Source organism: Streptomyces sp. 2-1, assembly GCF_048564895.1.
Classification (GTDB): Bacteria; Actinomycetota; Actinomycetes; order Streptomycetales; family Streptomycetaceae; genus Streptomyces; species Streptomyces phaeochromogenes.
In genome coordinates, this window is sequence record NZ_CP183383.1 from 9,304,365 (window position 1) to 9,317,427 (window position 13,063).

Here is a 13,063-nt window from a genome sequence, read left to right on the forward strand (position 1 = left end):
GGTGCCCGGGCGTGCGGGGGTCGTCGTCATCGGCGGCGGGGTGATGGGCACGAGCATCGCCTACCACCTGGCGCGGGCCGGAGTGGCGGACGTGGTGCTCGTCGAGCGGGACGAACTCGCGTCCGGGTCCACCTCGCGGGCCGCGGGCGGAGTGCGCGCGCAGTTCTCCGACGAGCTCAACATCCAGCTGGGCGCGCGCAGCCTGGAGGCGTTCGCCCGCTTCGGCGAGGAGACGGGCCACGACATCGGGCTGCACCGCGTCGGCTATCTCTTCCTGCTGTCGACACCGGAGGAGGTCGAGGCGTTCGAGGCAGGAGTGCGGCTGCAGAACGGACTCGGCGTGCCCAGCCGCATGCTGGACCCGGCCCAGGCGCGCCGCCTCTCGCCGCTGATCACCACCGACGGACTGCTCGCCGCCGCCTTCTCCCCGGACGACGGCCACTGCACGCCCGAGGCCGTGGTGCACGGATACGCGGCAGCCGCCCGCCGCCACGGCGTCAAGGTCGTACGCCACTGCGAGGTCACCGGCATCGAGACACGCGGCGACGACATCACCGCCGTCGTCACGGACCTGGGCCGGATCGACACCTCGGCCGTCGTCTGCGCGGCGGGCGCCTGGTCGCGGGCCGTCGGCGCGATGGCCGGCGTGGACCTCCCGGTGGAGCCGCTGCGCCGCCAGATCGCCGTCACCGAGCCGGTCCCGGACCTCCCGCCCGGCCTCCCCATGACCATCGACTTCACCAGCAGCCTGTACTTCCACACCGAGGGCCCCGGTCTCCTCGTCGGCATGTCCGACCCGGACGAGACCACCGGCTTCGCCACCGAGACCCACGACCGCTGGATCCCCCGTCTCTGCGAGGCCATGGAGCACCGCGCACCGGCCCTGCTCGACCTGCGCAGGACGGGCGGCTGGGCGGGCCTGTACGAGATCACCCCGGACCACAACGCGCTGATCGGCGAGGCGAGTTCGGTCTCCCGCTTCCTGTACGCGACCGGGTTCTCCGGGCACGGCTTCCTCCAGGGGCCCGCCGTGGGCGAGGTCGTCCGCGATCTCTTCCTGGGGCATGATCCTTTCGTCGACATCACCCCGCTGCGTGCCGAACGGTTCGCCGCCGATGCCCTGAGACCGGAGGTCAACTGCGTATGACCGAGCTCCACTTGTGGCTGCGCCACGAGACCCGCACGACCGAGCGACGCACCCCGATCGTGCCGTCCGACGCCCGGCGGCTCGTCCGGGACGGCGTGACGCTCACCGTCGAGGACTCCCCGCAGCGGGTCTTCCCGACCGGGGAGTACGAGGAGGCGGGCTGCCGAGTCGTCGAGGCGGGGTCCTGGGTCGACGCCCCGGCGGACGCGGTGATCGTCGGACTCAAGGAACTCCCGGACGGGCCAGCCGAGTTGAGGCACCGTCATGTCTTCTTCGGGCACGCCTACAAGGCGCAGCCCGGGGCGGAGGCGTTGCTGCGCCGGTTCGTCGCCGGGGGAGGGGCGCTGTTCGATCTGGAGTACCTGGTGGACGACAACGGCCGCAGGCTCGCCGCCTTCGGCTACTGGGCGGGCTATGTGGGCGCGGCCCTCGCGGTACTGCACCACCGGGGCAGGCTGAGCGCTCCACTGCGGCCGACGTCCAAGGAGGAACTGGACGCCGAACTCCAACCGGCCCCCGGCGACGCCGAGTTCGCCTCGCTGGTGATCGGCGCGCTCGGCCGCTCCGGACGCGGTGCGCGGGTGGCGCTCGCCGAGGCGGGGCTCGGCCCCACCTGCTGGGACCTCGCCGAGACCCGCGACCTGGACCGACAGGCCCTGCTGGAGCACGAGTTGATGGTGAACACCGTCCTCACCACCGGGCCCAGCACCCCCTTCCTCACGGACAAGGACCTGGACGAACCGGCCCGCCGACTGCGCACGGTGTGCGACGTGACCTGTGACGTCGGCTCCCCCTACAACGTCCTGCCGGTCTACGACACGGTCACCGACTGGGCCGACCCCGTGCGGCGCCTGCACGAGGAGCCCGCCCTCGACCTCATCGCCATCGACAACCTGCCGTCCCTGCTGCCCAAGGAGGCGAGCACGGACTTCTCGGCGGCACTGACGCCACAGCTCCTGGAGTTCGGGGTGGCCGGGGCGTGGGGCCGCGACCTGGACCGGTTCCACGAGACATGCCGTGAACTCGGCCTGACACGAGGAGAGTTGCGCGATGTCTGAGACCACCGCCCAGCCTGCCGGCGTCCCCGTTCCCGCCTCCGGCACCGTCCACTGGATCGGCGCGGGCCTGTCCACCGGCAGCGGACTCGCCGCGCTGTGCGACGCGGCCGACCGCGTACGCCTGTGGCACCGCACCGAGGAGCGGGCCGCCGAGAGCCTGGAGAGCCGCGGCCTCACCGGCCGCGCAGAGCCCCGCGCGTACACGCTCACGGCGTTGACGGCCGAACTGGCGCCCGGCGACGTGGTGGTGTCCATGCTCCCGGCGCCCGAACACGCTGGCCTGCTCGCCGCCTGTGTGAGCCGCGGGGCCCACTTCGCCTGCTCCAGCTATGTCTCGGAGGCGGTCCTCGACCAGGTGCCCGCCGCCACGGCCGCGGGGGTCGTCGTCCTCACCGAGTCAGGCCTCGACCCGGGCATCGACCACCTCTTCGCACACAGCCTCATCGCCAGGGCCCGCGAGGAGATCGGCGCGGACACGACCGCCGAGGTGAGCCTCACCTCGTACTGCGGTGGCATCCCGGCCGTCCCGAACGACTTCAAGTACCGGTTCAGCTGGGCCCCGGCGGGTGTCCTCAACGCCCTGCGCTCGCCCGCCCGTTACATCGAGGCCGGTGCCGAGACGACCGCCCCGCGTCCCTGGGAGGTCACACGCCCGCACGTGGTGGACGGCGAACCGTTCGAGGTCTACCCCAACCGCGACAGCATTCCCTTCGTCGACCAGTACGGACTGCCCGCGGCCTGGAAGCCCCAGACCTTCGTCCGCGGCACCCTCCGCCTCGACGGCTGGCTCGACGCCTGGCAGCCGGTCTTCGAGGAACTCCGCCACGGCGACGACCGGCGAATCACCGCCCTCGCCCAGGAGTTGGCCGCCCGCTACCCGACCACCGACGCCGACCGCGACCGTGTCGTCCTCGCCGTGTCCCTGGACGTACACGCCGGCTCGGACCGCACCTGGTCGGGCCGCTACCTGCTGGACCTGGTGGGCGACGCGGAGGAGAGCGCGATGGCGCGGTGCGTGTCGCGGACGCTGGCGCTCGGGGTGCGGCGGATCCTCGGCGACGGTCTGCCGCCCGGCCTCAACCGGGCGGCGGAGACGGCCGAGCGGTCCGAGGACTGGCTCGCCGAACTCGCCCGGGACGGCGTCGACTTCACGCTGCGGACGGACGAGCCGTCCTGATGTCCGGGCCACCACTCCGGAAGTGGGCCTGGGAGTCGGCCGGCGGGCTCGTGCGGGATCGCCGGGCGTGAGGTGGCCGCGCCCGCGAGCCCGGCCGAGGTCGAGGCCGTGGCGCGGGTCGTGCACGAGGGAGTGCTCGGCGATCCACGACTCGCCCGCGCCTGGGCCGAGTTCGCGGGCGGAGTGCGACCACCCGGCCGCACGGTCGGGCGGCCCACACTGCCCCCGTCCATACGGTCCTTCACCGACCCGCGCGACGCGCTGAAGCGGCTCGACGAGGAGGCCCGGCGCACGTCCGACGGCCGGCCCCGGCTCGCCCCGCTGTACGGACCGGAGGGCATGGGCGTCACCACCCTCGCCACCCACTGGGGCGTACGGGCCGCCGAGCGGTTCCCGGACGGCCAGATCCATGTGGACCTGCGCGGCGGCGGCACGGGCACGCCCCTCGACGCGGCCCGGGAGCTCGCCGAGGGACCTGCGGCAACTGGTCCTGCGGGACGAGGAGTTGCCGCCCGCCTTCACGGAGCGGCACGATGGTCAATGCCCTGCCGGGCCCTCCTCAGCCGCCGAGCGCCTCGCTCACGAACCCCTTCAGCTCATGGAAGGACAGCATCCCCGCAGGCCTGACCTGCGTCATGAGCTGGACGGTCAGATCGTTGCGCGGGTCGACCCAGAAGGTCGTACCGCCCGCCCCGCTCCAGCCGTAGGAGCCCTCGCTCTCCGGGGACTCCGTGCGGTCCGCGTCCACCACGACGGAGACGCCGAGGCCGAAGCCGAGTCCCGCGTTGCCCGGCTGGCCGTGGATGGGTTTGCTGCCGAAGGCGTGGAGGTCGGTGGGGAGGTGGTTGGCGGTCATGGTGTCCACGGTCTCGGGGGACAGCAGCCGGACGCCGTCGAGTTCGCCGCGTCGGCGGAGGAACTCCATGAAGCGGTGGTAGTCGCGGGCCGTCCCCACCAGCCCGCCGACGCAGGAGAGCAGGCGCGGGCGCTCGTGCACCGGCGGGCCGGGGATCGGTGCGAACCCGCCGTCCTCGTTCTCCTGGTAGAGGACGGCCAGCCGGTCCGCCTGCTCGTCGGAGACCCAGAAGCCGGTGTCCGTCATCCCGAGGGGTGCGAAGACCCGTTCGGCGAGGAACTCGTCGAGCGGCCGGCCCGTCACCACCTCGATGAGCCGTCCGACCACATTGGTCGCGACCGAGTAGTTCCACTCGGTCCCCGGCTCGAACTGGAGCGGCAGACCCCCGTACACCTCGCAGGCCTCGGCGAGATCCGCGTCCTTCGGTGCCGAGGTCTCGACTCCGGCCGCCAGGTAGAGGGAGTCCACGGGGTGGGTGCGGTACGCGCCGATGGTCAGGCCCGCGGTGTGGGTCAGGAGGTGCCGGACCAGGACGGGGCCCTCGGCCGGGCGGGTCCTGATGTCGTCGCCCGCGCCGCTCTCGTAGACCTGGGGGTCCGCGAAGGCCGGCAGGTGGCGGGCGACGGGGGTGTCGAGGTCGAGCAGGCCCTCCTCGTGGAGCATCAGCGCGGCGACGGACGCCACCGGCTTGGTCATCGAGTAGAGCCGCCACACGGTGTCCGCGGTGACCGGGACGTTGGCCTCCCGGTCGCGCAGGCCGTACGACGTGAGATGCGCTACACGGCCGTGACGAGCCACGGAAATGAGGTACCCGGGCAGTAGGCCGTCGTCCACGCGACGGGCGTAGAACCGGTCGAGACGGTCCAGCGCCACCGGATCGAGACCGACCTCGACCGGATCCACTTCTTGCTGCAACTGATCCATGGTCTGCCTCCGGTTGACAGTCGGAAAGGGCGGAAACGGGTTGGAAGGGGACTGCGGCAAGGGGTCGGCGATGGGGCGGGGAGATCGGAAAGCGCTACGAGAGTAGCCGTGAGGGGGGTGTCCTCCGAATGAAATTAATGGCCACGGCCGGGCATGTACGACGACTTGTGGTGCGGCGCGCCCAGGCGCCGCCGGACCAGGGGCACCACACCGGCGCGCGAGGCGTTCGAAGGGTGAAGGTGTGCGCCAGTGCGCTGAACTGCGGCTCGACCCCGGATCCGTAACCCCGGGGCGTGCGTCATAAGAGTCGAATGGCTGCCCCATGCACGCAGGATCGGCCCGGTCGGATCACGTCACGGACCGTACTGGTCCGATGACTACGCTGCGTGAGGCAACCATTCGCCTGTTCGATTCGTATATCTCCGTGGAAGCCCTGCAAACCTGTCAGGCGACGTGACGCCGGAGCGTCACGATCCGCTTCACCGGGTTCGCACCGAGCAAGGAGAACCGATGCGACCGTTCGCGCTCAACTACGCCCGTCCGGCCCAGCAGTTGGAGGTCAGCGTTCCGTATGCCTATGACTCCAGACTGCAGTTGAACGTGCTCCCGGACGGGCGGCTCGCCGCTCATGACTACGCCGTGTTGCGGGAGTTGGGGGCCACCACCTCCACGGCAGGCTCGAAGACCCACTTCGACGACTGAAGCCGGACCACTGACGATGACGGTTCTGATCCTGACGTGCGAACAGGATGTGACCGCGGACATGGTGGTGGCCGAACTCGACGGGACCGGTGTTCCGGTCGTCCGCCTTGACCCCGCGGACCTGCCGGGCCCCGTGGCCCTGTCCGGGGAGTATGTGCACGGCGTCTTCCGCGGACATCTGTCCGTCGGTGGCCGGCTGGTGAGCATGAACGGGTTGCGGTCCGTCTGGGTCCGCAGGCCCGGCGTGCCCGCGAGCCGGGTCGCCGAGCCCTCCGACTGGCTGACCGAGGAGTCCGCCCAGGCGCTCTACGGCATGCTGCGCTCCACCGACGCGCGCTGGATGAACCACCCCGACGCGGCCCGGCGGGCCCGGCACAAGCCCTGGCAGCTCCACCTCGCCCAGCTCAGCCGACTGCCCGTACCCGCCACCCTGATCACCACGTTCCCGCAGGCCGCGCGTGACTTCGCGGACCGCTTCCCGGACCTGGTGGTCAAGCCCGTCTCGGGCGCGCACCCGCAGGAGCCGCCCCGGGCGGTCCCGACCAGCAGGGTCGCGCCCGACGCGGACTTCGCGGCCGTCGCCTACGGCCCGACCCTGCTCCAACGGCGGGTGGCCAAGCGGGCCGACATCAGGCTGACCTGTGTCGGCGACCGGATCCATGCCGCCCGCAAGGCGGTCGACCCGGACGCCGACCCGGACGAGGTGGACGTACGGTTCGCCACCTCCGACGCTCCCTGGCGCCCCGCCGACGTGCCCTCGTGCATCGCCGCCGGCGTGGTCTCCTATCTCCGGGAGGCCCAACTGGCATACGGCGCCTTCGATTTCGCCGAGGACGCCGAGGGCATGTGGTGGTTCCTGGAGTGCAACCAGTCCGGCCAGTTCGGATTCATAGAGATCGACTCGGGCCAGCCCATCGCGCGCACGGTCGCCGACTGGCTGTCCGCTCCCATCCCACCCACACCTCCGACCAACGGCAGCAGAGCGTGGCTCCTGGAGGGCCACTGACGAGGACCGGCGCCGGGCAACATCCCGGCGCCGGACACGAACAGCGCCCCTCCAGGGGCGCGGGGCCGTGCCATGTGCGGCTCCGCCGCGTGGGCGCGACCGGCCCCCACCGACCGGCAGATTCATCAAAAGAGCTTCCGGCAAACTGCCTACGCAATCCGCACGGACAACCCACGCGAGGTGAACACCTGCTCGGCCCGGACCCCGTCCACAGTCACGCTCGCGAACCGCCCCTGCAACACCCGGCTCTCGATCACAGGAAGAACCGCACCCCGCCGAGGCCGGTATGAGCCATCCAGCCGAACGACAAGCCGACTACCCCGGTCGAGCACCACACGCCGACCCACCTTCAGAGCCGCCGAGCGATCCTCGTCGAGCGTCACGTCGAGAACCGAGCCGGACGCCTGCGCGTACACGCCCCGAACCCGAAGCGGCGAAGTCGCCCGCAGCGTCCCGCCCTTGACCCGTACGTCACCACACCCGAGCGCGTCCGCCGAGCCGGTCGCGAGGACACCGTCCTCCACCGTGCTGCCACCGGAGTACTCGTTGTCGCCGGTGAGCGTCAGCGTGCCGCTGCCGCGCTTGACGAGCGCGCCCCGGCCGCCGATGTCGTTGCGCCAGGTGTCGGAGGCACCGAAACCACCGGCCGAACCGTCCAGCGTGACGCGCACATCCGTGTCGAAGGCCCCGTACCCGTCGGCGGCGGCGAAGAGGTTCAGGCGCCCCCACTGCTCGAAGCCGTCCAGCAGGACGTAACCGGCGGGCAGCGCGGTCGTCCGCAGCACCTCGCGCCGCTGGGCCGCCGTGAGATATGGCAGACGCGTCTCCAGCAGAACCTCCGCGCCCTTCGGCACGGTCATGCGGTCGTGCGAGTGCCGCTTGGGCAGGACGTACGTCAACCGGGGCTCGACAGCTGCCCAGTTGGCCGAACGGTCCGCGTACGGGTCGGTGTCCCGGCCCGCCGAGTGCGCGTAGGCATACAGCGTGTCCGCGGTCGTGCCCGTCCTCTCCTGGAAGTACGCGGAAGCCTGGGCGCGGGCCGCGGCCTTGAGGCCGGCGTTCTTCGGGTCGGCGAGCGCCGCCGCCGCGAGAGCCGTGGCGAGGAGCCGGCCACCGACCACGTCCACGGTGTTGTGCATGCCCGCCACGATGCGGGTGTGGGCGAGCTCGGAGGCGCGGGCCACCAGCTCCTGGAACCGCTCGGGGACCGCGTACCCCATGGCCAGCGCCGCCAGATAGAAGGCGTTCGTGTGGCCGCTGGAGAAGCCGCCGTCGTCGGCCGGGTCGCTGCCGCGCTGCCTCAGCAGCTGCGGGACGACCACGACGTCGGACTCGTAGACGGGATAGCCCAGTTCGTCGGTCCTCCCCGTGTCGACGACCTCGCTGTCCTCGTTCATGCGCCACGGGCGCGGGTACTGGTAGGCGAGCTTGGAGGGGTTGCTCGACGCGAACGGGCCGCGCACCGTGTCGACCAGTTCGGCGACCTTGCCCAGGTCCGAGGTGTAGGAGCCGGCGCCCAGCGCGGAGCCCGCGGGCGCGTCGGCCGGGAGTGTGTCGTTGATCTTGCCCGCGGGGATGCCGTCCGGCGCCGAGGTGATCCCGGTGACGGCCTTCGCCCCGCTCCGGTAGAGGTCCGCGAGCGGGCCCAGGCCGGCGATCACCGCGTAACTCTGGTGCTGGCGGTCCTGGATGAACGCCGTCCGGGCCTCGGCGTCCGTGCGGCGCCGGGTGACGTGCACGCTGTACCGCACGTTGGCGCGCAGGACCTCGGGCATGAGCGGGGTGCCGGTGTTCCAGGCCGCGCCCGTCTTCCAGATGCGCGCGAAGCCGTCGAGGATGTGCACGGCCGCGTTGGTGTCCGACGTGAGATTGCCGATGACGTTCGTGGTGTACGAGTCCACGAACGCGGCGGACGCGTTGGTGGCAGCCGCGTCGGTGGCGGCCGAGGCCGTGGCGGCGGGCCAGGCCACCACGGCGGGGCCCGCGACCAGTCCGGCCGAGACGCCCACGGAGGTCCGCAGGAACACACGCCGGTCGATACCGGATCTGCCACGCGGGGGACGGGGGTGCGCACCGGGCATGGAGGTGCCTCTCCTTCTGAAGTCACAACGGGAGGAATGAACTCGACCATCACGACAGCGAGAGTGACGGCCTCAAAAGCGATGAACTCGAACTGATCACGTGAGCTGAACCCGGTCCCCTGAACGAGAGTTGAACGCGTGGACGCATCCAGGAGCGGTCAACTCAACGGTCCGGGAAAGAGATCGGCCCGGATCGCCTCACCGAAGCGACCTGGCCAGTGCCACGGCGCCCTCCACCGGCGGTACGCGCAGCGGCCGGGGCCGCGCCGACGGCAGCGCCTCTGCGAGCGCGTCGGTGAACGCCTCGTACAGCGCGGGCTGGACGAGCACCGTGCTGCCCGCCACCACCACGTCGTCCACGGGAACCCCGCGCCCGGCGAGCCGTACGACGAGCGACGCCAGCGCGCGGCCACCCTCGGCGATCACCCGGCGGGCGAGCGGCGAGCCGTCCTCGGCCGCCGCGAACACACTGGGCGCGTGCCGCCCCCACTCGGCGGACGGCTGGACCGCGCTCTCCAACGCGGCGCCCAGCGCGGGTACTTCGGGAACGCCGAAGGCGGCGATCAGCCGGGCCGCGAGGGCATCCGGCGGATCGCCGCGGTCATGAGCCGCCCAGAGGGCCCGCGCGGCCTCGCGTACGAGACCGGCCGAGCCGCCCTCGTCGCCGAGCACCGCGCCCCAGCCGCCGACCTGGACGGTGTCGCCGCCGGGCAGCCGACCCACAGCGACCGAACCGGTGCCGGCGACGAGGCCGACCCCCTTGTCCAGACCGGCGGCGGGTACGAGGAGTTCGGCGTCTCCCACGACGAGGCAGGGGACACCGAGAAGAGTGTGGAGCGCGGAGCGGATCTCCTCGCACTGGCGAGGCGTCTCGCAGGCGTGCCCGCCGACGGCCACCGCGGCCGGGCGTGCGCCCCGGGGCAACGCCTCGTCGATCAGTGCGGCCAGCCACGCGGCGGCGGACACGGGATCGTGCGGCTGCCATCCCCTGCTCATACGCACGTGATCGGCGACCGCACTCTGCCCGGGGCCGGGGTTTCCCCCGGCCTCCGCACGGAGATGCGTCTTCGTGCCGCCCACGTCGATGCCGACGGCGATGGGCGTGGAGTCCTGCACGGAGCCTCTTTCGTCGTTGCGCGGTACCGCGCATGCGGAGCGAACGGCGGGCGAACCGTGTCTTGGCACGAGCGATCGTGTCTTCGGACGAGTTCTCGGGAAGCCCCGGGACGGGCTTCTGATGAGCGCGGCAGGCGTGTACCGCTTGAGTTCGTTAGGAAGTTAACTAACGAAGTAGGGTGCGTCAAGGGGTACGGAATCCCGGTGCCGTACAACCATTGCGACCACATCGCCGCGGCATGACCTGAGGGAGCCCATGAACCTGAGTGAGAGTGCCCGCGCGGTGTTCGCCGTGCTGGCCGAGGCGGGCACCGCGACCCGCCCCCAGTTGGCGGCCGGCGCGCGTCTGTCCAAGCCGACCGTCTCCTCGGCCGTGGCCGAGCTGGAGACCGCCGATCTCGCCACCCACTCCGGCACCGTCTCCGGCGGCACCGGCCGTTCCGCCGCCGTCTACGGGCTCGGACCGGCCGCCGGCAGCGTGCTGGCCGTCGACCTCGGCCCCGCCCAGACCCGTGTGCGGGGCTGCGCCCTGGACGGCACGCTGCTGGCCGAGGGCACCGGCACCCGGCCGGAGGCCGCCGACACCGTACGCAAGGTCCTGGACACGCTGCCGGTCGGAGTGCCGCTGCGCGCCATCGTCGTCGCCGTCGGCGATGTCACCGCCCAGGACCGGGAGGGCGCCGGTATGCGCCCGGCGACCGAGAAGGCGGGCCCGATCTTCGACGCCGTGACCGTCGCCCTGCCGCCGGGTGTTCCCGTGCACCTGGAGAACAACGTCAACTGCGCCGCGCTCGCCGAACTGCACGAGGGTGCCGCCCGGGGCCGCGAGACCTTCGGCTATCTGCGGATCGGCGTGGGTATCGGCCTCGGCGTCGTCATCGGCGGCCAGGTGCTGCGCGGGGCGAACGGCGCCGCGGGTGAGGTGGCCCGGCTGCCGTACCCCTGGGACGACGGCCGTGAACCGCGCCACGAGGCCCTGGAGGAGCGCATAGGTTCGCCGTCCCTCCTGCGCAGGGCCGCGGAGGCCTGGCAGGGCGCCGACGGCCCCTGTCCCCGTACGGCGGAACGGCTCTTCGCGCTCGCCGAGGAGGGCCATGCGACGGCCCGCACGGTGGTTGCTCTGCACGCGGCCGAGGTGGGCCGGCTCGCCGCCGCCGTGGCCGCCGTACTGGACCCGGGACTGATCGTGCTGGGCGGCGGAACCGGCGCGTTTCCGCAGCTCCTGCCCGGTGTACGGGCCGAACTGGGCCGGCTGAGCTGGCCCACGGAAGTGGTCAGCAGCACGGTCGGCGACAGCGGCACGGTGGTGGGCGCGAGCCGACTTGCCGTGGCCCGTGGACGTCAAACCGTGACCGGTGGTACGGGGGCGAAGCATTGACGGCTTACGTGTGGGTCTGCCAATGTCCGGACAAGCGCTTTCCATAGCCGGTGGGACCCGGCTCTGGATGAGGCGTCCCGCTGTACGTGACGTACGGCAGCCGTGCGAGGGCGCGCTCGTACGACTGCGGCCCTCAGTGGCCGGGGACCCCCATCCGTCAGTGCGCAGCGGCCGGGCGAGGCCGAGCGCGGGAACGCGTACTCCAGGGAAAAGACCCGAGCCGCTCTGTTCGGCCAGGGGATCCGTAACGCACATCCAGGAGGACCCGGTGGGTCACCAGATCTCGCGCAGAACTCTGCTCCGGACCACGAGTGGTATCGCCGTCGCCGGCGCGCTCGGCAGCGCGCTGAGCGCCTGCAGCGGAGGAACCGGAGCCGGCAGCACCAGCAGCGACCTGACCATGATTTGGTGGGGCAGCGACGACCGGCACGCGGCCTACAAGAAGGCGCTGGCCGCCTTCCAGAAGAAGAACTCGAAGATCAAGATCCGGGAGACCTACTCCGGCTACGACGGGTACTTCGACAAGTTCAACACCAACATCGCCGGCGGCAGCGCCCCGGACCTGTTGCAGATGGACACCGCCCTGGTCGCGCAGTACGCCCGCAAGGGAGTCCTCGCTCCGATCGACTCCTACGTCGGCAAGTCCCTGGACCTCACCGGCTTCTCCAAGACGCTCCTCGCCGCGGGCACCGTCGACGGCAAGCTGTACGGCGTCCCGTCCGGCATCGGCGTCAACCAGCTCACGGTCAACCGCACCGGCCTGGAGAAGCTCGGCCTGAAGCTGCCCGACCGCGAGTGGACCTGGGCCGACCTGAAGAAGATCTCCCAGGACGTCTACAAGAAGAGCGGCGGCAAGATCTACGGCGTCGACGACGGCGGCGGCTCCACCCTCCAGTGCTTCGAGGTCTTCGCCCGGGAGAAGGGCGAGACGTTCTTCTCCGACGACGGCAAGAAGCTCGGCTTCACCCCCGCCACGCTCCAGGAGTGGTGGGAGTTCTGGGCCGACATGCGCAAGGCCAACGCCTCCCCGCCGCCGGCCATCACCTCGGCCGCGCACAACGACCTCACCAAGAACGCGGTCGTCATCGGCAAGGCCCTGTTCAGCTTCGACTCCGGCATCTACGGCGCGGGCGGCTCCATCACCGACGCACAGCTGGACTTCCTGCCCACCCCGCAGGGCGACTGGTCCGGCGCCCGCGAGGGCAACTTCGTCAACGGCGGTGTCCTGCTGAGCGCCACCAAGGCCAGCAAGAAGGTCGCCGACTCCGTCAAGATCATGTCGTTCTTCGCGCAGGACGCCACGGCGATCAAGGACATGCAGCTGCTGCGCGGCATCCCGCCGACGGAGAAGGCCCGCAACCTGATCGCCTCGGGCCTGACCCCGACGGACAAGCTGAACATGGAGAACGCCGACTACATCTCCCAGCGCGTCGGCAAGGCGACCAACGCGCTGCCCGCGCCGGTGCCCCCGCCGCAGGGCGCCGACCAGATCTGGGACCTGCTGTTCCAGTCGAACCTCGCGGTGGCCTTCGGCAAGAAGTCGATCAAGGGGCAGCTCGGGGAGTTCTTCGACCAGGCGTCGGGGATTCTGGGCGGCTGACGCTCCGCTGGGCGCGAT

General features: G+C 71.5%; 11 protein-coding genes. 8 read left to right on the forward strand and 3 right to left on the reverse strand.

The features are described 5' to 3' along the window. Position 1 precedes the first annotated feature (1 nt). The 4 genes from ACN20J_RS40830 (at position 2) to ACN20J_RS40845 (ending at position 4,009) form a co-directional block, all read left to right on the forward strand. Positions 2-1,147: an NAD(P)/FAD-dependent oxidoreductase gene (locus ACN20J_RS40830; protein WP_419669045.1), complete on the forward strand. Its 1,146-nt coding sequence runs from the start codon at positions 2-4 to the stop codon at positions 1,145-1,147. Then, positions 1,144-2,205: a saccharopine dehydrogenase gene (locus ACN20J_RS40835; protein WP_419667892.1), complete on the forward strand. Its 1,062-nt coding sequence runs from the start codon at positions 1,144-1,146 to the stop codon at positions 2,203-2,205. Before ACN20J_RS40830 ends, ACN20J_RS40835 begins: the two co-directional genes overlap by 4 nt. Beyond that, a complete protein-coding gene (locus ACN20J_RS40840) occupies positions 2,198-3,382 on the forward strand; it encodes a saccharopine dehydrogenase family protein (protein ID WP_419667893.1) in 1,185 nt (394 codons plus the stop codon). The genes ACN20J_RS40835 and ACN20J_RS40840 overlap by 8 nt, the downstream gene beginning before the upstream one ends. A gap of 72 nt (positions 3,383-3,454) precedes the next feature. Continuing rightward, complete coding sequence (locus ACN20J_RS40845) at positions 3,455-4,009, forward strand: hypothetical protein (RefSeq protein ID WP_419667894.1); 555 nt, start codon at positions 3,455-3,457, stop codon at positions 4,007-4,009. Here the strand turns inward: ACN20J_RS40845 and ACN20J_RS40850 are convergent. After that, on the reverse strand, positions 3,942-5,162 hold the full coding sequence (locus ACN20J_RS40850) for a serine hydrolase domain-containing protein (RefSeq protein WP_419667895.1): 1,221 nt from the start codon (positions 5,160-5,162) through the stop codon (positions 3,942-3,944). The two genes, ACN20J_RS40845 and ACN20J_RS40850, sit on opposite strands and share 68 nt — an antisense overlap. Before the next feature lie 510 nt (positions 5,163-5,672). On the opposite strand from ACN20J_RS40850, the gene tgmA reads away from it, so the two are divergent. Together tgmA and tgmB are read left to right on the forward strand one after the other, a co-directional pair. Beyond that, complete coding sequence (gene tgmA, locus ACN20J_RS40855; RefSeq protein ID WP_033325990.1) at positions 5,673-5,864, forward strand: putative ATP-grasp-modified RiPP; 192 nt, start codon at positions 5,673-5,675, stop codon at positions 5,862-5,864. Positions 5,865-5,880: 16 nt separating this feature from the next. After that, complete coding sequence (gene tgmB, locus ACN20J_RS40860; protein ID WP_419667896.1) at positions 5,881-6,870, forward strand: ATP-grasp ribosomal peptide maturase; 990 nt, start codon at positions 5,881-5,883, stop codon at positions 6,868-6,870. A 149-nt stretch (positions 6,871-7,019) separates the two neighbouring features. Here tgmB and ACN20J_RS40865 read toward each other — a convergent pair whose 3' ends face one another. Then, the gene (locus ACN20J_RS40865) at positions 7,020-8,951 is read right to left on the reverse strand and encodes a phosphatase PAP2 family protein (RefSeq protein WP_419667897.1); all 1,932 of its coding nucleotides are present in this window, start codon (positions 8,949-8,951) and stop codon (positions 7,020-7,022) included. A 198-nt stretch (positions 8,952-9,149) separates the two neighbouring features. Next, the gene (locus ACN20J_RS40870; RefSeq protein ID WP_419667898.1) at positions 9,150-10,067 is read right to left on the reverse strand and encodes an N-acetylglucosamine kinase; all 918 of its coding nucleotides are present in this window, start codon (positions 10,065-10,067) and stop codon (positions 9,150-9,152) included. 256 nt (positions 10,068-10,323) lie between these two features. On the opposite strand from ACN20J_RS40870, the gene ACN20J_RS40875 reads away from it, so the two are divergent. Both ACN20J_RS40875 and ACN20J_RS40880 read left to right on the forward strand, forming a co-directional pair. Further along, positions 10,324-11,445, forward strand: coding sequence for an ROK family protein (locus ACN20J_RS40875; protein WP_190227307.1), 1,122 nt, complete (start codon positions 10,324-10,326; stop codon positions 11,443-11,445). Between the two features lie 268 nt (positions 11,446-11,713). Continuing rightward, positions 11,714-13,045, forward strand: coding sequence for an ABC transporter substrate-binding protein (locus tag ACN20J_RS40880; protein WP_189839633.1), 1,332 nt, complete (start codon positions 11,714-11,716; stop codon positions 13,043-13,045). Positions 13,046-13,063 lie beyond the last annotated feature (18 nt).

Excerpts from the sequence above, each read along its gene's own strand:
- ACN20J_RS40835 (WP_419667892.1), top strand. The coding sequence starts at position 1,144 with ATGACCGAGCTCCACTTGTGGCTGCGCCACGAGACCCGCACGACCGAG.
- ACN20J_RS40840 (WP_419667893.1), top strand. The coding sequence starts at position 2,198 with ATGTCTGAGACCACCGCCCAGCCTGCCGGCGTCCCCGTTCCCGCCTCC.
- ACN20J_RS40850 (WP_419667895.1), bottom strand. The coding sequence starts at position 5,162 with ATGGATCAGTTGCAGCAAGAAGTGGATCCGGTCGAGGTCGGTCTCGAT.
- tgmA (WP_033325990.1), top strand. The coding sequence starts at position 5,673 with ATGCGACCGTTCGCGCTCAACTACGCCCGTCCGGCCCAGCAGTTGGAG.
- tgmB (WP_419667896.1), top strand. The coding sequence starts at position 5,881 with ATGACGGTTCTGATCCTGACGTGCGAACAGGATGTGACCGCGGACATG.
- ACN20J_RS40865 (WP_419667897.1), bottom strand. The coding sequence starts at position 8,951 with ATGCCCGGTGCGCACCCCCGTCCCCCGCGTGGCAGATCCGGTATCGAC.
- ACN20J_RS40875 (WP_190227307.1), top strand. The coding sequence starts at position 10,324 with ATGAACCTGAGTGAGAGTGCCCGCGCGGTGTTCGCCGTGCTGGCCGAG.